Origin of the sequence: Salinibacter sp. (assembly GCF_042218895.1) — a bacterium.
In the GTDB taxonomy this organism is placed as follows: Bacteria; Bacteroidota; Rhodothermia; order Rhodothermales; family Salinibacteraceae; genus Salinibacter.
This window is the reverse complement of the sequence record NZ_JBDGQQ010000157.1, coordinates 1-18672: the sequence shown is the minus strand read 5'-3', so window position 1 is coordinate 18672 and position 18672 is coordinate 1. Positions and strand designations below refer to the sequence as shown.

General features: G+C 62.9%; 18 protein-coding genes. 4 read left to right on the top strand and 14 right to left on the bottom strand.

The window, feature by feature from the left end; genetic code table 11:
- The 5 genes from ABEL04_RS13040 to ABEL04_RS13020 all read right to left on the bottom strand — a co-directional run.
- Window positions 1–358, bottom strand: a 358-nt coding sequence (locus tag ABEL04_RS13040; protein WP_375802829.1) for a protein kinase domain-containing protein, incomplete at its 3' end; no start/stop codon positions are given.
- A gap of 537 nt (window positions 359–895) precedes the next feature.
- Window positions 896–1144, bottom strand: coding sequence for a transposase (locus ABEL04_RS13035; protein WP_375802828.1), 249 nt, complete (start codon window positions 1142–1144; stop codon window positions 896–898).
- 157 nt (window positions 1145–1301) lie between these two features.
- On the bottom strand, window positions 1302–1541 hold the full coding sequence (locus tag ABEL04_RS13030; protein WP_375802827.1) for a transposase: 240 nt from the start codon (window positions 1539–1541) through the stop codon (window positions 1302–1304).
- A gap of 28 nt (window positions 1542–1569) precedes the next feature.
- Window positions 1570–1893, bottom strand: coding sequence for a transposase (locus ABEL04_RS13025; protein ID WP_375802826.1), 324 nt, complete (start codon window positions 1891–1893; stop codon window positions 1570–1572).
- The gene (locus ABEL04_RS13020; protein ID WP_375802825.1) at window positions 1865–2560 is read right to left on the bottom strand and encodes a transposase; all 696 of its coding nucleotides are present in this window, start codon (window positions 2558–2560) and stop codon (window positions 1865–1867) included. The genes ABEL04_RS13025 and ABEL04_RS13020 overlap by 29 nt, the downstream gene beginning before the upstream one ends.
- A 667-nt stretch (window positions 2561–3227) precedes the next feature.
- On the opposite strand from ABEL04_RS13020, the gene ABEL04_RS13015 reads away from it, so the two are divergent.
- Both ABEL04_RS13015 and mutS read left to right on the top strand, forming a co-directional pair.
- Window positions 3228–3911, top strand: a complete 684-nt coding sequence (locus ABEL04_RS13015) for a hypothetical protein (protein WP_375802824.1) — start codon at window positions 3228–3230, stop codon at window positions 3909–3911.
- A gap of 291 nt (window positions 3912–4202) precedes the next feature.
- The gene (gene mutS, locus ABEL04_RS13010) at window positions 4203–6914 is read left to right on the top strand and encodes a DNA mismatch repair protein MutS (RefSeq protein ID WP_375802823.1); all 2712 of its coding nucleotides are present in this window, start codon (window positions 4203–4205) and stop codon (window positions 6912–6914) included.
- Between the two features lie 55 nt (window positions 6915–6969).
- Here the strand turns inward: mutS and ABEL04_RS13005 are convergent, their stop codons facing one another.
- Window positions 6970–8028 (bottom strand): AI-2E family transporter, encoded by a 1059-nt coding sequence (locus ABEL04_RS13005; protein WP_375802822.1) that lies wholly within the window; start codon window positions 8026–8028, stop codon window positions 6970–6972.
- Between the two features lie 89 nt (window positions 8029–8117).
- Here ABEL04_RS13005 and ABEL04_RS13000 point away from each other — a divergent pair, with 89 nt between their 5' ends.
- Together ABEL04_RS13000 and ABEL04_RS12995 are read left to right on the top strand one after the other, a co-directional pair.
- Window positions 8118–8657, top strand: a complete 540-nt coding sequence (locus ABEL04_RS13000; RefSeq protein ID WP_375802821.1) for a gamma carbonic anhydrase family protein — start codon at window positions 8118–8120, stop codon at window positions 8655–8657.
- A 190-nt stretch (window positions 8658–8847) separates the two neighbouring features.
- On the top strand, window positions 8848–9717 hold the full coding sequence (locus tag ABEL04_RS12995) for an alpha/beta hydrolase (RefSeq protein ID WP_375802820.1): 870 nt from the start codon (window positions 8848–8850) through the stop codon (window positions 9715–9717).
- 23 nt (window positions 9718–9740) lie between these two features.
- On the opposite strand, the gene ABEL04_RS12990 is transcribed toward ABEL04_RS12995, so the two are convergent.
- From ABEL04_RS12990 to purN, 8 genes are all read right to left on the bottom strand, one after another.
- Window positions 9741–10121 carry a phosphoribosylaminoimidazole carboxylase gene (locus tag ABEL04_RS12990; protein ID WP_375802819.1) on the bottom strand — a complete coding sequence of 127 codons (381 nt, stop codon included), beginning with the start codon at window positions 10119–10121 and terminating at the stop codon, window positions 9741–9743.
- A gap of 58 nt (window positions 10122–10179) precedes the next feature.
- Window positions 10180–11643, bottom strand: coding sequence for an ATP-dependent protease ATPase subunit HslU (gene hslU / locus ABEL04_RS12985; RefSeq protein ID WP_375802818.1), 1464 nt, complete (start codon window positions 11641–11643; stop codon window positions 10180–10182).
- An 82-nt stretch (window positions 11644–11725) separates the two neighbouring features.
- Complete coding sequence (locus ABEL04_RS12980; RefSeq protein ID WP_375802817.1) at window positions 11726–12802, bottom strand: NYN domain-containing protein; 1077 nt, start codon at window positions 12800–12802, stop codon at window positions 11726–11728.
- An 88-nt stretch (window positions 12803–12890) separates the two neighbouring features.
- On the bottom strand, window positions 12891–13457 hold the full coding sequence (gene hslV / locus ABEL04_RS12975; RefSeq protein ID WP_375802816.1) for an ATP-dependent protease subunit HslV: 567 nt from the start codon (window positions 13455–13457) through the stop codon (window positions 12891–12893).
- A gap of 249 nt (window positions 13458–13706) precedes the next feature.
- Entirely contained in the window at window positions 13707–14528 is an 822-nt protein-coding gene (gene mreC, locus ABEL04_RS12970; RefSeq protein ID WP_375802815.1) for a rod shape-determining protein MreC, read from the bottom strand.
- Window positions 14529–14583: 55 nt separating this feature from the next.
- Entirely contained in the window at window positions 14584–15591 is a 1008-nt protein-coding gene (locus tag ABEL04_RS12965) for a rod shape-determining protein (protein ID WP_375802830.1), read from the bottom strand.
- 198 nt (window positions 15592–15789) lie between these two features.
- On the bottom strand, window positions 15790–17400 hold the full coding sequence (gene purH, locus ABEL04_RS12960; RefSeq protein ID WP_375802814.1) for a bifunctional phosphoribosylaminoimidazolecarboxamide formyltransferase/IMP cyclohydrolase: 1611 nt from the start codon (window positions 17398–17400) through the stop codon (window positions 15790–15792).
- 20 nt (window positions 17401–17420) lie between these two features.
- A complete protein-coding gene (gene purN / locus ABEL04_RS12955) occupies window positions 17421–18077 on the bottom strand; it encodes a phosphoribosylglycinamide formyltransferase (protein WP_375802813.1) in 657 nt (218 codons plus the stop codon).
- Between the last annotated feature and the right edge of the window lie 595 nt (window positions 18078–18672).

Sequence of the window (18672 nt, the reverse complement as noted above, 5' to 3'; positions counted from 1 at the left end):
CCGGTGAAGAAAACTGCACGGACAAACGCCTTTTACGTTCTTTTGTGGACCTACTTAGATCTTCCAGGGTGCCCCCCTCCACATGCTCCATCACGATCAGCAGCCCGATCTCGGTTTGGCGAAGGGCGTGCACGCTCACGATGTAGGGGCTGTCGATCCGGGCGAGCGCCTGGGCCTCCGACCGAAAGCGCCGGAGAAAGGATTCGTCGTTGGCCAGGGACGGGGCAATCCGCTTGAGGGCCACGGTCCGGGAGAGCGCAACGTCCTCGGCCTCGTAGACCACGCCCATTCCTCCGCGCCCCAGCACCCCCTGGATGCGGTAGACGTCAATCTCGGAGCCAACGATCGAATCGTCCATCGCGACTGGAGTCCGTTTGTGAGGCAGAGTGCGCGACGGGTGGGTGTCTGTGTTTCTCTCCTATCACCGTCCACTGCTCAATCAAAGTTTGCTCACTCTATGCAGAAGAGTGGCACTCCGCTTGGCTTGTAGGCGTTTGCCAATCTCCGCAGGCAATTGTACGCTCGAAAATTCGCCGCGCACGGACCGATGAGTTTCCCAGATCGACCTGTGCCGATCGCGGCGGAGTCCTTGTCGTGCCTCGACGCTGAGACTGTGGGATGAAGTCTCCTGCTCCGACACCGGGATGGAATTACATTAAGCGTGCATCACTAAGAAAGCGGACAGGGGGATCTTTCTTATGAATAAAAATGAAATAAGCCGAAAATCCGGGGTGCGATCGAGGGCCAACTCTGTTGGTCGGATGCAGAAAAATGGATCTCATCACGACAGAACGCGGGACCGATTCACGGATCGTACACGACCGGGGCTTTCCAATCATGCCCGTATGAGAGATTCACGCCTGGAGTTGCTTCCGCCGCAGGACGCGGTTTAGTGTCACATTGGGTTTAAAGGTGGGGCCTTCCCTGAAGGTGTCGAGACTGTTGATTCCGCCCACTCGCGCAGAAGGAACCGCCCGGCTCGGCGCCGAGCTGTACGGGAGGTAATGCACAAGATGCACAGGATTTGGCCCTCCTTACGCCACCGTCGAAAATAGTAGTGGGCCGCTCGCCACTGAGCAAATTCACCGGGCAACATGTGCCACTGGGTCCCTATTTTGACGCTGCACATGATTGTGTCCAGCATATGGCAGAGCAGGGAGTAGCTTCGCTTGCGACCGGTCGCAAAATAACGGTTGTCTGGTTCCACTGGGAGTCGAAGGGGCGGAGTGGTAGCGCTTCTGAACTGTGGTTCGGGCAAATCGTTCGTCAAGTCAAGTTTATTGTGTAAAGTGCGCTGCCTGTCAGGCTGGTTGAAGAGTGCGATTGGATGATTCTGGTTGCAGGTCTTCGGCGTCGCTGTCGCGCTGTCGGTCCCGCCATTCGTAAAACTCATCCATTGTCCAGTAGCGTCGCCCCGTCGACCATTCCTCGTGTTTTTCGGCCAAGAGGGCGCCAACGAGTCGCCAAGCCGACGCCTTGTTCGGAAAGATCCGAATTACCTTCTCCCGCCGTCGGATCTCCTGGATGAGCTGTTCCAACATGGATGAGCCGTTCCAACATGTTGGTCGCCTATGGCCGCTCGCGATACTTTTCTGGAAGAGCCAGAACAGCGGTGGCATCCAGAAGGCCCTCCTCAAGGGTCTCAAAGGCAGCTGGAGCCTTCTCCTCAAGTTCATCGGAGGCCTCTTCGAGGCGGGCCTGTGCCTCCATCTGGGAGCCGGCCTCCAGAACCTGATCGAGAAGATCGTGCATTCGGTCTCGGCACGATGCAGGCGTCTTATCGAGCACGTTGCGGCGGAAGTGTGCTTGACATCGGTTCCAGATGCACCCTGGAAACGCCTCCCGCAGGGCCGCCTCCAAGCCCTCATGCGCGTCGCTCGTGGCTAGCTCCACGCCTCGGAGGCCTCGGCTTCTTGAGCTCTCCCAGCAGCTCTCTCCAGCTCTCAGCCGTTTCTCGAAGGGCAATCTTGAATCCAAGAATCTCCCTACGGCCGTCTTCGCTGATTCCGACGACGATGAGTGCCATGGCCGATCGAACGGCTTCGTCGCGCCGAATCTTCAGTTGCATCGCGTCGGCCAACAGGAACGGATATTCCTCCTCAAGAGGCCGATCGGCCCAAGCTCGGACCTGCTCGTCGAGCCTCTCGACCAAGTTGCTTACGGTTTGTCGGCTAAACTCTCGACCGCACAGCTCAGTGGTGATCTTCTTGATCCGGCGCGTCGAGACGCCTTGAAGCACCATCTGCATGAGCGTCGTCACCAGCGCCTTCTCCGATCGCTGATAGCGCTCGAACAGCTTGGTTTGGAAGGTGCCCTCTCGATCGCGAGGCACCTCCAATTTCAGGCTGCCAATCCGCGTGGTGAGCTGACGCTCGTAGCTGCCGTTCCGGTAGCCACGCCGATCGTCGGTCTGTTCTCCCGGCTCTGCTCCAAGATGCTCGGTCATTTCCGCTTGCAGGATCTCGTTCATGACTTTCTCCAGGAGCACTTCAGCTCCCCTATCGCCGAACAAAACTTCGCGGAGGGTTTCCTCGTCAAACGATACCTGAACTTGGGTCATCGCTGCTTGTGGGTTGATTCGACTTTAGCGGTCAAACCAACCTAACAGGCGGCGGTGGCCCTTCTCTAATCGGGCCGGGCCAGAACAGCTTTACACAACATAGTTGACACAACCAAATCGTTTTTGGAAGGGATCGTAGACTCATTCCGAAAACAGGGTGGGCACCCATCTTTCCTGGAATCGGCTAGTAAGATGATTTTGGACTTGAAGCCGCTCCGCTCGGAGGAAGATTGGTCCTTCCCCATTCGGGGGGCCAACATCCTCTCCCAGAGGAGGTAGCTTTCCATGGCCTCTGGGTGAGAGCAAGGATGCTGGAATCGGAGTGGCTTGACCACGCGTGGCAGATCGTCCACTTCCGGCCGGAAGGCTTCAAGTTCGGTGATTATAGCTTTTGGCTCGACCACGTTTTGCTGCTAGCTGGGACTTCACCTTCTGGCACGGGTGATCTCATTCAGAAGCAAAGAACGTCAGCTGCGAACAAGCCTAAGCTTCTCGACATGATCGATTCAACAACAAAACTGCGGAAAGCCATCGTGCCGTAAAAGTAAAAGCAGCACGCACAGTTCAGGATGAGGGATGGCAGAAACGGCCTTGAGCATGAAGGCAGGGCTGGACGTAGCCCATACGGGTTCCCACCTACTTTCACTAAAACAGACCTATTCGGGCCATGACGCAACGGGGCGTTCAGGAACTCCGACGAGCACTTGCACGCCGGCAGAAAGAAAAAGCAGAGCTGGAACTGCAAGTGCGCTCCTTCCAGTCGCGCTTCCACGACGAGGTTGCTCCTCTCCAGGAAGAGGTCCTCCGTCTCCAGAAGGAACGCCTGAAGCAGGCCGCTCAAACCCGCATGCGGAGCGCCCGTCTCCGGAATGCGTATCACGACGCCGAGGAGGCGTACGAGGCTTTTCGGGACCGTCGCCAGGAGGTTGCTCGTGCGGCGGTGGAGTCCACGTCCGAACTGAAAGCCACGTACCGTCGCGCCAGCAAGGCGTGCCACCCCGATGCGGTGCCCGATACGTACGGCGACGAGGCCGCGGCGACCTTTCAGGCCCTCGAATCGGCCTACGAGGCCGGACAGCAACGCACGGTGGAGGCGATCGCCGACGCGCTCGAGCAGTGGGGCTTTCCAGAGGCGTCCGTTCACTCCCCGAGGGAGGAGGATGCGGGCGACCAGGCGAACCTTCGCCGGGCTGTGTCGGCCCTGAACGCCTCCATCGACCAGCTCCGAGAGTCGGACGTCTACCAGGCACTCTCGGCCTCGGGCGACGTCGACCTCGAATCGGTAATCGTGGCCCGCAAGCGAGAACTGCAACGACGTCTTCAGGAGCTGCAGCGCCGGCAGCCTGCCTGAGCAGAAGGCTCGTCTCGATCGGGGAGCGGAATGGATACTTCTACCTCCGGCCGGAACAGAGGCGTCACCAGAGGTCTCGACCGGGCCTGAAGCTTCGTCCTGCCACCAGGGCTCTCGTCGGGACACGCGGGACGGAAAGGGTGGTCCCTTTTCCCTCCACGTCGGGTGCACCCGCCCTGCGCCCTGCTCCGCGCGCCAGGCTGGGCCGTTGTGATTTGGGCCGTGCACGGCTACGTTGTGTGGACCACGACAGTCGATCCACGAACTCTGCCACTCCAATCTCGGAAGTACATGGCGCAGTCTAGCACTCAGCAGCGCGGGCGCACGCCCTTGATGCGACAGTATTACAACATCAAGGAGCACCACCCGAAGGCGATTCTGCTCTTCCGCATGGGCGACTTCTACGAAACGTTCGACGACGACGCGAAGACCGTGAGTCGCCTCCTCGGCATCACGCTCACCGAGCGCAACAACGGGGACGCCGACGACGTGCCGATGGCGGGGTTCCCCCACCACGCCCTCGATAGCCACCTGCCGAAGCTCATCCGATCGGGCCTGCGGGTGGCCATCTGTGAGCAGACGGAAGACGCCGACGACTCGAGCGGGAAGGTGGTGGACCGCGACGTGGTGGAGGTCGTCACCCCAGGGGTGTCCTTCCATGATCAGTTGCTGAACCCGAAGCAGTCCAACTTCCTGGCGGCCATCCACTTTGGCACGGGTCGGGACAGCGATCGCATCGGGTTTTCCTTCATTGACGCCACGACCGGTGAGTTTAGCGTCACCGAAGCGGGGATCGAGCAGATTCAGGATCTCATTCAGACGGTCGCGCCCTCGGAGGTCATCGTCGACAAGCGGCGCACGGATCGCCTCCAGCAGCATCTCCGCGAGATTCCCTTTACCGTCACCGAGCAGGAGGATTGGGTATTTAAGTATGACTTCGCCTACCAGACGCTCCTGGAGCACTTCGAGACGCACTCGCTGAAAGGGTTTGGTGTGGACGAGATGGACCTGGGCGTGGTGGCCGCGGGGGCGGCGCTCCACTACCTGGGGGAGACGCAGAAGGGCAAGCTGCCCCACGTCCGCAAGATCAAGCGCTACTCGAAAGAGGAGCACATCGCCCTCGACCCCGAGACGAAGCGCAACCTGGAACTCGTCCAGTCCATCCAGGACGACGGGCATGAAGGGACGCTCGTGAGCATCCTCGACGACACAGAAACACCCATGGGGGGACGGCGCCTCCGCGCGTGGCTGGTGCGGCCCCTGCGGGAGGTAGAGCGCATTCAGAGCCGCCTTGACGCCGTCGACGCGTTCGTGAACGACCGGGGCTTGCGGGGGGACCTGCGTGATGAGCTGGCCCAGATGGGTGACCTGGAGCGGCTCGCCGGAAAGGTGGCCACCGGCCGCGCGTCCCCGGGCGACCTCATCGACATCAAGCGCACGCTCCGCCGGCTGCCGGCCGTGGCGGACCTGCTCGTAGGGGCTGACTCCGACGCCCTCGCCGCCATTGAGGAGCGGCTGAGCCTCTGTCCGGACGTGGTCGAGCGGGTCCAGAGTGCCCTCGTCGACGATCCCCCGGCCAAAGTCAGCGAAGGGGGGCTCATCCGGGACGGCTACTCCGAGGAGCTCGACGAGCTCCGCACCATCGCCCAGGAGGGAAAGGCGTGGGTCGCAAACCTGGAGCAGGAGGAGAGCGAACGCACCGACATTCCCTCCCTCAAGGTCGGGTTCAACAAGGTGTTCGGGTACTACATCGAGATCACCGACACCCACGCCGACAAGGTGCCCGACGACTACATCCGCAAGCAGACGCTCGTCGACTCGGAGCGCTACGTGACGCCGGAGCTGAAAGAGATGGAGGAAAAAATCCTGACGGCGGAGGAAAAGATTGAGACACTGGAGCAGGAGCTCTTCGACGAGCTCCGCGACATTATTGCCCAGAAGACGGGCGTTCTCCAGCAAAACGCCGAGCTCCTTGCGCACCTCGACTGCTTCAGTAGCCTTGCCGAGGTTGCCCAGCAAAACGACTACGTGCGGCCCACCGTCGACGACAGCCTCGCCATCGACATTGAGGACGGACGCCATCCGGTGGTGGAGCAGACCCTGCCGGCCGGAGAGCCGTTCATCCCGAACGACGTCTACGTGGACCCGGACGACGAGCAGATCCTGATCATTACTGGGCCCAACATGGCGGGCAAGAGCGTGGCCCTCCGCCAGGTGGGCCTCATCACGCTGCTGGCCCAGGTGGGCTCGTTCGTGCCCGCCGATTCGGCCCGCATCGGCGTCGTCGACCGCATCTTCACCCGCGTGGGCGCCTCCGACAACCTCGCGGCCGGGGAGAGCACGTTCCTCGTCGAGATGAACGAGGCCGCCAACATCCTCAACAACGCCACGTCACGCTCGCTCATTCTGTTCGACGAGGTAGGCCGCGGCACCTCCACGTTCGACGGCCTGTCGATTGCCTGGGCCATCGTCGAGTACCTGCACGAGCGGCCCGAGGTGGCGGCGCGCACCCTCTTCGCCACCCACTACCACGAGCTCAACGCCATGGCCGACCGCCTGGAGCGGGTGCACAACTACCGCATCCAGGTGAGCGAGCACGACGGGGAGATTGTCTTCCTGCGCAAGCTGATCCCCGGCGGGGCCGACCACTCCTACGGCATCGAGGTGGCGAAGATGGCCGGCCTGCCGGATGCCGTGATTGCCCGGGCCCGCGAAGTGCTCCAGAATCTGGAGAGTCAGCACCTGGAGGTGGGCGCCGACGAGACCGGCGCGTCTCCCTCCGAGGGCCAACCGTCGGGCAACGGGATGCGGGCTCGGAAGGGTGACGCCGAGGCCGTGCCCGACCTGGACGAGAGCGAGGCCAATCAGATGCACCTCTTCGGCCAACCGGACCCGGTGGCGGAGGAGATCAAGGAGATGCTGGGCGAGATCGACCCGAACCGCATTACCCCCGTCGAGGCGCTGATGAAGCTCTCCGAGATGAAAGACAAACTGGAGGACTGAGGGGCTCACGACGCGGCGGGGAGCCTCGCCCCCTCGCTTCGGGCCGCCACAGCGGTCAATGCTCGCCCAGAAGGGGAACCTCGTCTCCAAGAACGTCCTCGACGTAAAGCGTCTGCACGAGCACGATAATGACGACGGCCAAGGGGGTAGCGAGGAGCACGCCGACTGCGCCGGCCCCCACCCCTCCGATGAGCTGAACCGAAATCAGCGCGGCCGGGGGCACGTGCACGGCCCGCTCCTGAACGAGGGGCGTAATCATGTAGCTCTCCAGCACCTGAACGGTCCCGTACACGAGCACCACGTACACGACCTTCGTGAGGCTCAACAGGGACGCCACGAGGAGGGCCGGGACGACTGCCAGCACCGGGCCGAGGTAGGGCACAAAGGAGCTCAGGGCCGCAACGAGACCCAGTGCGATGGGAGACGGAATGCCCGCGAGGCTGAGGCCCAGGGCCGTGAGCACGCCCACAATCACCATCATGATGACGCGCCCGGTCAGCCACCAGCGGAGGGCTCGGCCGATGGCATAAATGACCTCCTGGGCCCGTTGACGTCGGGAAGGAGGGACCATCCGAACGACGCCGTCGACGTACCACTGGGGGTTTATCGCCCCGTAGATGCCGATGAAGAGGACGATGAAGGTATTGACCAGAATGCCCACTGTGCTACGGAAGACGTTGGTCACGCCCCCCAGGACGCTCGGCACAGTCGACATCAGCTGGCTGGGGTCGAGCAGGCGGCGGACCCACTCGTTCTGCTGGATGTTGGCGCGGAGGCGGTTGGTGAGCCGTTCCGTTGCATTCGGGAGGAGAGCCGCGAGCTCGCTGAGCTGTTCTGAGATGTCAGGACCGGTCAGGATCCAGAGGATCGCAAAGAGGCTGACCAGACCGGCTATCGTAAGCAGCAGTGCCACGGACCGGGGGAGAAACGTGTTTGCGCTGAGCCCCTGAGTGGCACCCGCAAGAAAAACCGCCAGGAGGATGCCGGCGAAGATGGTGAGCAGCACCTCTGCGAACTGCGTCATGAGGTAGAGCACCAATAACAGTGCTGCCCCTGCCCCCGCGGCGGCGTACGGACGGCGCACAAGAAGTGAGTCTCGACTGGAGGTAGACATCGGCGAAGTGCGCGATCGAAGAAGGGTCGACAGATGCCGCAAAAAAGTATTTTCTCATCGGGCCCCAAAAGGTTTCCCCTGTTCGCAGCATGATCAAGTCTTTTCTCGGGGCGACCCCCGAATACGACGACACCAACTACATCGCTGACACTGCCGTCATCATCGGAGACGTGACCCTTGGCCGGGAGGCCAGCGTGTGGCACCACTGCACGCTCCGGGGGGACGTACACTGGATCCGCATTGGAGAAGAGACCAACGTGCAGGACAACACGGTCGTCCACGTCACGCACGGAACGGCGCCTACGGACATCGGGGCCCGCGTCACAATCGGCCACAGCGCCGTCGTCCACGGATGCACGATCGAGGATGAAGTTCTCGTCGGCATGGGGGCGACGATTCTGGACCAGGCGGTCGTCGGGCGCCACAGCATCGTCGGGGCGCAGGCCCTCGTTACCAAAAATACTGAGATCCCGCCCCGATCACTCGTGCTCGGCCAGCCGGCCGAGGTGGTCCGGGAGCTGACCGATGACGAGGTGGACGCCATCCGCGAGGGGGCGCAAAACTACCGCCACTACAGTGCCGTCCACGATGGTCGAGAACACCCCGAGTCGAACCCGTGGTACGAATAGCTGGGCCGGTCCCCACGCGGTCTCCCGAGGTCTTCTCGGTTTCTGAGATCGATCATGTTCGATGGGCCACTCGCCCTACCCGGGTCGGTGCGGAGCGTTACAGAGGCGTTGCGCCGGGCTTCCAACCCCAATGTCGCTCACCCGTCGGATCAACCACTGCCATCGAGTCTCTTTTCTACGACTGCAGCTCATGCGTCTCGCCCTTCTTGCCGTCTCCGCACTGTTTTTTGCCGGCTGCGCCGCGATCACGATCGATCAGCAGACCGTTTTTCAACCGAAGCCCTCAGTAACCCCCGCGACGTTTGATCTCGAGGGAATCGACCTGTCGGTCCGCTCCATCCCTGTCGCCGACAGCGTGTCGGTCAATGCTTGGCACCTCACGCAGCCGTCGGCCAGCGCCACTGTTCTCTTCTATGGAGGGAATGGCTTCTACCTCGTGCAGTCGCGCGGGTATCTACAGGCCCTCACTCGGCCCTCTACGAACGCACTTCTGTGGGACTATCGGGGATACGGCCGGAGCGACGGATCGCCCCAGGCAGACATCCTGCGCGAGGACGCCCTGGCAGTGTACGACTCGCTCGTGGCACGCCCGGGCGTCGACCCGGACCGGGTGCTCGTCTGGGGGCATTCCCTCGGAACGTTTCTGGCTACCTACGTCGCGACCCAGCGGGACGTGGGGGGGGTAGTGCTGGAAAACCCCGCCACGAATGTAGACGACTGGGTGGGTCACCTCTTTCCCTGGTACATCCGGCTTTTTCTGGGGGTCGAGGTGGATCCGGCCCTCAAGAAGGATGACAACCTCAAGCGCATTCGCGGGCTCGACGCGCCACTGCTCGTGGTGGGGGGCGCGGACGATCCTGTGACGGACCCCGAGATGGCCCGCCGCCTGTACGAGGCGGCCCCTGAAGGCAATCGGGAACTCGTTCTCGTGGAGGAGGGGACCCACAACGGGCTTTACGAGGCGCCCGAGGTGCAGCAGGCGTTTGAGAACCTCGTCGAAGAGGTGAGTCCCGATCCTACGCCCGCTTCCGAAGTGCCGTCGTCCGGATCTCGGCGGTAGCGCACGGCCAGGACGGCGAGACATCAGTCGGTTCCATCCGACGCTGACGAGGAAATTTCCTCCGTGTCGGAACGGTCCCGTCCCCACAGATTGTCCAGGCCACTCAGCGCCAGAATGGTTCCACCTACGGCCGTGCCCGCCACCGGAAGGGGGATGCCGACTGTGAGGCCCGCCAGCAGTCCTTTCAGAACCGAAAGCCCGACACCGTCGTCGTGGTAAACCTTTTGGATTGCCCCTGCCCCGAGCCCTCCAATCCCAAATCCTAATGCGGCCAGCGCGGGCGTCGAGAGGCCCAGCGTCAGCGTGCTTCCGGAGAAGAGAAGCCAGTCGGCCCCGAGGATGAGAAGCCCGCTCGCAGGGTGCAGGACTGACGTCGTGGACCGAACACTGGGCGGGGACGACATGCGAGACAACCGATGCGTTCTAGGGGCCGATGAGGGAGCCACGTGCTGGCCGCGCGTTCTACAAGATGTACTGGCTCAGGTCGCGGCTGGACGCGATAGAGCTAAGCCGGTCGCGCACCATCTCGGCGTCGACGGTCACACTCGACCCGGGCGGGATCTCTTCCGGAACGTCGAAGAGCAAATCTTCCAGGAGCGTCGTGAGGACCGTGTGGAGGCGACGTGCGCCGATGTTCTCGACGTCCGCATTCACCTTCGCGGCGATCCGCGCAAGCTCGCTCACGCCCTCCTCCTTGAACTCAATCTCGACATCTTCGGACCGGAGAAGGGCCCGATACTGCTTGATCAAGGCGTTCTTCGGCTTCGTCAGGATCTCGAAGAAATCGTCCTCGTCGAGGTTGTTTAGCTCCACGCGGATCGGAAATCGACCCTGAAGCTCAGGGATTAGATCGCTCGGACTGGAGGCATGGAACGCCCCGCTCGCCACAAACAGGATGTGGTCGGTCTTCACCATTCCGTGTTTGGTGGTGACCGTGGAGCCCTCCACGATGGGGAGCAGGTCGCGCTGCACCCCCTGGCGGGAGACCCCGGCGTCCTGGCCGCCGCCTCCGTCGCGGGTGCGAGTACCGGACGCAACCTTGTCGATCTCGTCGACGAATACAATGCCGGCCTGTTGGACGCGGTCCAGGGCCTCCTCCTTGACCTGATCCATGTCGATCAGCTTCTGGGCCTCCTCCTGCGTCAAAATCTCTCGGGCTTCCTCGACGGTCACCCGCCGGGTCTTTCGCTGCTGCCCGCCAAGATTGCCGAAGAGTTCCTCCAGATTGACGCCCATTTCCTCCATGCCCATGGGCCCGAACATCTGCATCATCGATTGGGAATCGGACGTCACCTCAATCTCGATCTCGCGATCGTCCAGCTCGCCCCGTTTCAGCATGTCGCGGAACTTGCTACGGGTCCGGTCCCGAAGGCTTGCCTGGGTCTCGTCCGACTCTGTCCCCTCGAGGTCCGTTTCCTCCGTCTCGTGGAGGGTAAAGCCGGGTTCGTCCGGGGAGGATCCGTTCCCGACCCGGGACTGGCCGTCCTCCTCGGGCGGGATGAGAACGTCCAGGATGCGCTCCCGGGCCAGTTCCCGGGCCCGGTCCTGCACCGCCTCCTCGTGCTCCTCCTGCACCATGTTCACCGCAATGTCGGTGAGGTCGCGGATCATGCTGTCCACATCGCGGCCCACGTATCCCACCTCGGTAAACTTGGAGGCTTCAACCTTGATGAAAGGGGCCCGGGCGAGCCGAGCGAGGCGACGGGCGATCTCGGTCTTCCCCACCCCCGTGGGTCCAATCATGATGATGTTGTTCGGCATGATCTCGTCCCGCATCTCCTCCGGCGCGTTCTGACGGCGCCAGCGGTTGCGGAGGGCAATGGCCACATTTTTCTTGGCGTCTTCCTGCCCAATAATGTACTTGTCAAGTTCCTCGACGATCTGGCGAGGTGTAAGGTCCTCTACGTGCTGAGTTACGTCCGGCATGCGTCGTTGGATGTCGTCGATCAGGGAAGGTCGCAGGGTGGAGTCGCCCCCACCGGTTTCGTAGAACCGTGGGGAGGGCCGATTAGCTGGTGCTCTCGCTGTCTGCGTCGAGCGATTCGGGACTCACGTCGTCCTCGGCCGGCGCCTCCTCGGTCGGTGAGACCGACGATGCGAGCGCTTCGTCCGCAGGGGCGTCGTCGGTCGGGGCGTCGGCCGTGTCGTAGGAGCCGTTGGTCTCTGTCGCCGTTGTGGAGGCTGCCGACGAGGAGGCCTGCTCGTCGTGAACGTCCTGTACGTCGGGGTGGTCGTCGTTCACGATGAGCACGGTATAGTTATAGGGGTACCCGTTCCGTTTTTCCAGCCGGGCCGCCCCGGCGGCCTCGAGCTCGCTCACGAGGGATTTCGGGTCGTGGTCCGACCCCAGAATGTCCGAGAGCTTCCGGAGGAGGGGGGTGAGGTACACCTCGTCGTACTGGCCGAAGTGCTCCTCCGTAATTTCGATGGCCCGGCGCGCCACGGGATTTGTGAGAGACTTATATTTCTGCGGGGGAGGGTTGGAGGAATCTTTGGCCTGGGTGTATGCGGCCCCGCTCTCGGGCGCGTTCGCCAGGAGGGCCTCACGGAAGTCCTGGCTGAGCAGATTCCGGGCGTCGAGGTACTGGTTGTCCTCCGCGAAGGCCGGCGTATCCGAAGTCTGTGGAGGGTTCACCGCGGCAACGAGGGGACGGCGGCCTTGCTCCCGAATCCGCCGCACGAGCGGCAGGTACGGACGATTTCCCGTTACAATGACCAGGGTTTGAATGCCCGGCCGCTCCACGAGAAACTGGGTCAGGTCCATCGTGAGCCGAATCTCGGCCGTGTTGTCCTGCATGGCCGCCGGAACGTGCACCGGTTCGATGCCTCGGCGGTGCAGGACCGAAGGGGCCTGGCTGTTGTCGGGCAGCATGCCGAACCGTCCGTAGGCCCGGGCAAACACCGTGGGGGCGTCGTCGCCCTCTTCAAGGTACCGACTCACCTCGTCGAAAATCTCTATGGCAAACTCATCGGGTGAGTTGTCGGGCCCGCTCTGAGACTTCAGGATGCGGTGGAGATTATCGTAGTCGATAAACATGGCCGCCCGCTTTGCTTGGGCGGTGTTCTGGGCGTTTGTCTGAATCATGAGAGGGAAACTTTATCAAGCAAAAACAAGCAGGCCGAGCTCTCCCACAGCCCACAATGAGGGCCCGAAGGCACTGAGAGGGACCGCACTACGAGGACTCCGCACCGATCTCAAGGATGGTCTGATTATGATTCGTATAGATGCAAATATCGGCGGCAATGGAGAGACCACTCTCTACGATTTCTCGGGCAGAGAGGTCGTCGTTGCCGTTTTCGAGGAGAGCTCGGGTTGCAGCGAGGGCGAAGGAACCACCGGAGCCGATGGCGACAATGTCGTCGTCGGGCTCGATGACGTCGCCCGCGCCGCTGATGAGTAAAAGTTCACGGGGGGAGGCTACGGCGAGGAGGGCTTCAAGCTTGCGGAGATATTTATCGGTTCGCCACTCCTTCGCCAACTCCACGGCTGCACGGGCCACGTTTCCCCCATACTCCTGAAGCTTTTCCTCGAAGCGCTCGAAGAGAGTCAGGGCATCCGCCGTGGACCCTGCAAACCCGGCGAGAATTTCGCCGTCGTACAGCGACCGGACCTTCTCGGCCTCATGCTTCATCACTGTCTCTCCCATGGTGGCCTGGCCGTCTGATCCAAGGGCAATGTCTCCGTCGTGGCGCACCCCGAGAACGGTAGTTGCGTGGGGAGAGTCAGCGGCGGTGGTCATAGGAGGAAAGGCGCGTTGAGTACAGAAGAACAGTCTCCTCTGAGGCACGAATAGGGATACAGTACCCGTGACCAATCCATACGACTTGCGTCCTTGGCGGTTCGAGACGGGCCGTGCTCTCGGCCCACGCGGACGTTTTTCGCCAAAGTTTAGCGTCTGTCCACGGGACCGCGGCGTCGACGCTCGCGCAGGCCGCCTGCACGGCGGGGCCCGTGGGGCACCGTCCGGACAGACGGAGCCCCCGGACGGCTATTCGGCGGGCGAGCGGTCGACGGCCCGGCGCTCCCGCTGTGGGGCCCGGAGGAGCACGACGGCGTGACTGATTTCGTGGAGCTGAACGGCAGGACGAAGATAGATCTGGAGCGCATTTCGGCCGGCTGGGGCGGCCACGGAGTCCACCGTCCCGATGGCGCGACCGGCGGGGAAGACCCCGCTGTGACCGCTCGTCACCACGAGTTGCCCCGCCTTCACCGGCTCGGTCTTCACGACGTGGTCGAGCTGGAGGCGGTCGAGGCGCTCGCCGCTCCAGCGGACAATGCCCTCGGTCCGGACGGGAAGCACGACGCCCGGCACGCGGAATTCGGTATTGAGGAAGGGCATGACCTGGGCGTAGTTCGTGCTGACAAGCACCACCGTTCCCACGATGCCGTCCTCGTGGACGACCGGCATGCCTTTCTCGACCCCGTCGGCCCGGCCCACGTTCAGGGTCAGGGAGTTTTCCTGCCGAAAGATGTCCTTCGACACGATGCGCGCCGGCCGAAACGCTGCCGAGCTCGTATCGGTCAGGTTAAGAAGGCGCTTCAGTTCATCGTTGCGCTGCCGGATCGCGCGGGTCCGGGCCACCTTGCTGGACAGACGGATGTTCTCACGACGCAACTCGCTGTTTTCTTTGAGGGCGCGAAGGTAGCGGCCCATCCACGCGAACGAACTCTCGACCCGCGCCGTGAGCTTCATGGTCTGAGCACGCAGGGTCCGCATCAGCGGCTGGTTGTGCGTGGCCATAAGAGCGACGGCACCGACGAGCAGCACGCCCAAAAGCAGCCAGTCACCCGGTTGATTCCGAGACTCCATGGCGACGAGTGAACCGGTTGGGGGACAAGACCAGAAGACCAGGGAGGAGGCAGGGTCAGGTCAGGACGCGCTCGTACTCTTCAAGGTTTTCGAGCACTTCCCCCGTTCCCCGAACGACGGCCTTCAGCGGATCCTCGGCCACGTGGACGGGGAGTTCCACCCGCTCGTGAAGCATCCGGTCGATGCCGTCGAGAAGAGCACCGCCGCCCGTCATCATGATGCCCCGCTCGAGCACGTCCGCGCAAAGCTCAGGAGGGGTGCGCTCGAGCGTGCGGAGGACGGCGGCGCTGATCTGTTCGAGATTGTCGTTGAGCGCCTCCCGGACGTTGACCGACGAGATGGTCCGCACCTTGGGCACGCCGCTGACAAGGTCGCGGCCCTTTACCGACAGCTCGAGCTCCTCGTCGAGTTCGATGGCGCTTCCGATCTCACACTTGATGCGCTCCGCCGTCCGGGAACCGATGAGGAGATTGTGATTGCGCTTGAAGTACTGGACGAGTGCCTTGTCGAGCTCTGAGCCCCCCAGGCGGAGGGACTCATCCAAAACAATGCCGGAGAGGGAGATGACGGCGATCTCCGTCGTCCCGCCGCCAATGTCGACCACCATGTTGCCCACCGCCTCGCTAATGTCGAGCCCGATGCCGATGGCGGCCGCCATCGGCTCGGACACGAGGTTGACCTTCCGGGCCCCGGCGTGCTCGGCGGAATCCCGAACGGCCCGCTTTTCCACCTCTGTGATGCCGCTGGGCACGCACACGACCATGCTCCGGATGGAGGTGAGCCAGTTGCTTTTCACCTTCTGGAGAAGGCCCTGGATCATCTGCTCGGCCACCTTGAAGTCGGCGATGACCCCATCCTGCAGTGGCCAGATCGTCTCAAGGTCCTGGTGGGTGCGCTCGTGCATCTGGAGCGCCTCGTACCCAATCTCGCGCACCTCGTTGGAGTCGCTGTCCACCACCACGATGCTGGGCTCGTTGAGCACGATGCCCTCACCGCGAATGTACACTAGGGTGTTTGCCGTCCCCAGATCGATGGCGACATCCTTGGAGAAGTCGAAAAACATCGCTATTTCGGGGCGAGTGGAGGGGAGCCACTGGGGGGGATAAGCGCCCATGGGCGCTCGTGGTTGCTAACCGCAAGAGGGGAACGACAGCCGGTCGTGGCGACGCACCGTCGTCTCGGACATGATGTGGGCTGATGCCCTCTCTCGCAGTCGACGAGTCATGCGGGCAGTGGGGAGCGAGCGTACAGGACCCGATCGTCAATGGCGGAAGTGGCGACGGCCCGTCAGGATCATGGCCACGTCGTGGCGGTCGGCAGCCTGAATAACTTCGTCGTCCCGGATGGACCCACCGGGCTGAATGGCCGCCCGGGCACCCTCTGCGGCCGCCGCCTCCAGGCCATCGGCAAATGGAAAGAAGGCATCTGACGCTACCACGGAACCGGTGAGGTCAAGTTCCGACTTTTGGGCCTTGAACACTGCGAGTTCCGAGGCGTCGATCCGGCTCATTTGCCCGGCGCCGATCCCGAGGGTAGACTGGTCGCGGACGTACACGATGGCGTTGCTCTTCACATGCTTAACAACGCGCCAGGCGAAGTCGAGGTCGGCCTCCTCCTGTTCGGAAGGGGCCCGGGCGGTGGGCACGTCCCAGTGCTCGCGCAGCTCAGTGGAGGGGGGGAGAACTGGATCGCGGGACTGGACGAGAAGGCCCCCCAGTACAGAGCGTACCGCGAGACGGTCGCTCTCCCGGCTGGCCGCCCGGTGGCGAATGACGCGACGGCGGTCCCGTTCTGTGAGGAGGTCGAGGACGCCCGACTCGAACTCCGGGGCAATGACGATCTCGGTAAAGATCTCGTCGATCGCCTCTGCCGTGGCCCGGTCGAGGGCCTGATTTACGACGACGATGCCCCCGTACGGCGACTGGGTATCGGTGGCAAAGGCCTGCTGCCACGCGGCCTCCAGGGTGCCGGCGGTGGCCACGCCGCAGGGATTCGTGTGCTTGAGGATGGCACAGGTGGGGCCTGCATCGCGAAACTCGTCGATGAGGGCGAGGGCGCCGCTCGTGTCTAGGAGATTGTTGTACGATAGATCTTCGCCGTGCAGCTTTTCGAAGAAACGCTCCGGCGAGCCGTACAGGGCGCCGTCCTGGTGCGGGTTCTCGCCGTAGCGGAGGGATTTGGACCGCGGAAGGTGCACCTGGTAGGGGTTGGGCAGGTCTTCGCCGGGTCCCGAGCCCTCGCCCGTGGCCTCCCCGGAGCCTGAGAGGTATCCGTGAATGGACCGGTCGTAGGCGGCGGTGAGGGCAAACGCCTGCTCGGCCAGCGCGCGCCGCGTACCCGGAGAGAGGCGGGCCTCATTCTCTTCCAGTTCGTCCGCAACCGTCGCATAGTCCCCGGGCGTGGTCACCACACCAACCCCCGCATGGTTCTTGGCGGCCGCCCGGATCATGGCGGGGCCCCCGATGTCCACGTGGGCCATGGCGGTGTCCAGGTCGGTCTCTGGGTCCTGAATGACCTCGCGGAACGGGTACAGATTGCAGGCCACCAGATCGATGGGAGCGTAGTCGTACTCGTCCAGGGCCGCCTGATCCTCTTCGTGGGTCCGACGGGCAAGCAGGCCGGCGTGGATTGCGGGGTGCAGCGTCTTCACGCGGCCGTCCAGCACCTCGGGCACACCCGTCACTTCCGCCACGTCGGTCACGGAGAGTCCCGCGTCGCGCAGCGTTGCCGCGGTTCCCCCCGTCGAGATCAGTTCCACGTCGAGCGCAGTGAGCCGCCGCGCGAAGTCGACGATGCCGGTCTTGTCGTAGACGGACAGCAGGGCGCGCCGGACGGGCATCGGGGCAGGGGACGATGAGGATTCGGAGGGCATGGGGGAAGCGACAGGGCTGGCTAGGAATGCGTACTTGGGAGGGAGGACGGATCGCGCTCGGGAGCGTCGATCCGGACTGAGCGGCCCTCCCGGCGTATGCGATCGTCGGCAAAGAGACGAAGGGCTTCGGGATAGATGCGATGCTCGACCTCACGGACACGAGCGGCCAGTTCTTCGGGCGTGTCCTCCGCGTAAACCGGGACAGGCTCTTGTAGCACAACCGGACCGTGATCGTACTCCTCGTCGACGAGGTGAATCGTCGCTCCGGTCCAGTGAACCCCGTAGTCGAGAACGGCCCGGTGGACGTGCATCCCGTACATTCCCTTTCCCCCGAAGGCGGGGAGGAGGGCGGGGTGGACGTTTGTCATCCGGCCCCGGTACTCGTCAACCACGTTCGGCGGAATTTTTTGCATGTAGCCCGCGAGGGCGACGAACGTTGCGTCGTAGGTGGCAAGTGGGTCCAGCAGGGCCTGACCGAACGAGGCCGGACTGTCGAACGAGCTGGGGCGAATCACCTCCGTCGGTATGTCGTGGCGGTCGGCCCGCTCCAGGGCCCCGGCGTTGGGGGTGTCGCTGACGCAGCACATGACCTCGGCCGGGAGGTCGCCCGTGTCGATCGCGTCCAGGATGGCCTGGAAATTGGTTCCTCCCCCGGAGGCGAAGACGGCGAGACGCATCGGGCGGATGGCGGTGATCGGTGAGACGAGGGGACGGCAAGACCCGGCCGTCCGCACACTCTAACATGAACATGCGGGACGTGGTCAGCAAATGCTAGCGAATGGCGAGCAAATTTGCTGTGAGATTGTGCTCGCTCTGCTAGCCGGAGGGGGCCTGGGCCTGCTCGACGCAGCATCGGTGCGCGCCGCAGCGAGGGGGACCCGGGCCCCCCGATTGCAGCCGGTTCGAGCAGGCGCAGACGTAGAACACAGAACCGCGTTTGGCTTGATCTCTACAGCGAAAAGTTATATTCTCAAAGCTGACAGTCTGGTCGGCATAATGTTGATATGCGGACCGATTCAGCATATTGCTCATGCCGCTTTCGTAACACCGTGGGGTTGTGCTGTTTAGCCGATCCATCGATTCGTATTATGCCGAACGCTTCCGTGATGCAACACGGAATGGATCGGCATAAAGATATAATTATATGGAGTGGTCTGCCAAGAGGCTCCTTCCTCTATGATTCTATTTCTCGCCCGCAAGTACTTCGTCAACACCCTCCCAGAATCCGAGATGGGGATAGAAAAATCCCCCTGAGTGCCGTATCTTCCAGGG

Bases quoted from the DNA above. Each gene is read 5' to 3' on its own strand.
- ABEL04_RS12980 (WP_375802817.1), bottom strand. From the start codon at position 12,802: ATGATTCAGACAAACGCCCAGAACACCGCCCAAGCAAAGCGGGCGGCC.
- ABEL04_RS13015 (WP_375802824.1), top strand. From the start codon at position 3,228: ATGACGCAACGGGGCGTTCAGGAACTCCGACGAGCACTTGCACGCCGG.
- mutS (WP_375802823.1), top strand. From the start codon at position 4,203: ATGGCGCAGTCTAGCACTCAGCAGCGCGGGCGCACGCCCTTGATGCGA.
- ABEL04_RS12990 (WP_375802819.1), bottom strand. From the start codon at position 10,121: ATGTCGTCCCCGCCCAGTGTTCGGTCCACGACGTCAGTCCTGCACCCT.
- mreC (WP_375802815.1), bottom strand. From the start codon at position 14,528: ATGGAGTCTCGGAATCAACCGGGTGACTGGCTGCTTTTGGGCGTGCTG.
- ABEL04_RS13020 (WP_375802825.1), bottom strand. From the start codon at position 2,560: ATGACCCAAGTTCAGGTATCGTTTGACGAGGAAACCCTCCGCGAAGTT.
- ABEL04_RS13035 (WP_375802828.1), bottom strand. From the start codon at position 1,144: ATGCTGGACACAATCATGTGCAGCGTCAAAATAGGGACCCAGTGGCAC.
- ABEL04_RS13000 (WP_375802821.1), top strand. From the start codon at position 8,118: ATGATCAAGTCTTTTCTCGGGGCGACCCCCGAATACGACGACACCAAC.
- hslU (WP_375802818.1), bottom strand. From the start codon at position 11,643: ATGCCGGACGTAACTCAGCACGTAGAGGACCTTACACCTCGCCAGATC.
- ABEL04_RS12995 (WP_375802820.1), top strand. From the start codon at position 8,848: ATGCGTCTCGCCCTTCTTGCCGTCTCCGCACTGTTTTTTGCCGGCTGC.
- purN (WP_375802813.1), bottom strand. From the start codon at position 18,077: ATGCGTCTCGCCGTCTTCGCCTCCGGGGGAGGAACCAATTTCCAGGCC.
- ABEL04_RS13005 (WP_375802822.1), bottom strand. From the start codon at position 8,028: ATGTCTACCTCCAGTCGAGACTCACTTCTTGTGCGCCGTCCGTACGCC.
- purH (WP_375802814.1), bottom strand. From the start codon at position 17,400: ATGCCCTCCGAATCCTCATCGTCCCCTGCCCCGATGCCCGTCCGGCGC.
- ABEL04_RS12965 (WP_375802830.1), bottom strand. From the start codon at position 15,591: ATGTTTTTCGACTTCTCCAAGGATGTCGCCATCGATCTGGGGACGGCA.
- hslV (WP_375802816.1), bottom strand. From the start codon at position 13,457: ATGACCACCGCCGCTGACTCTCCCCACGCAACTACCGTTCTCGGGGTG.
- ABEL04_RS13030 (WP_375802827.1), bottom strand. From the start codon at position 1,541: ATGTTGGAACAGCTCATCCAGGAGATCCGACGGCGGGAGAAGGTAATT.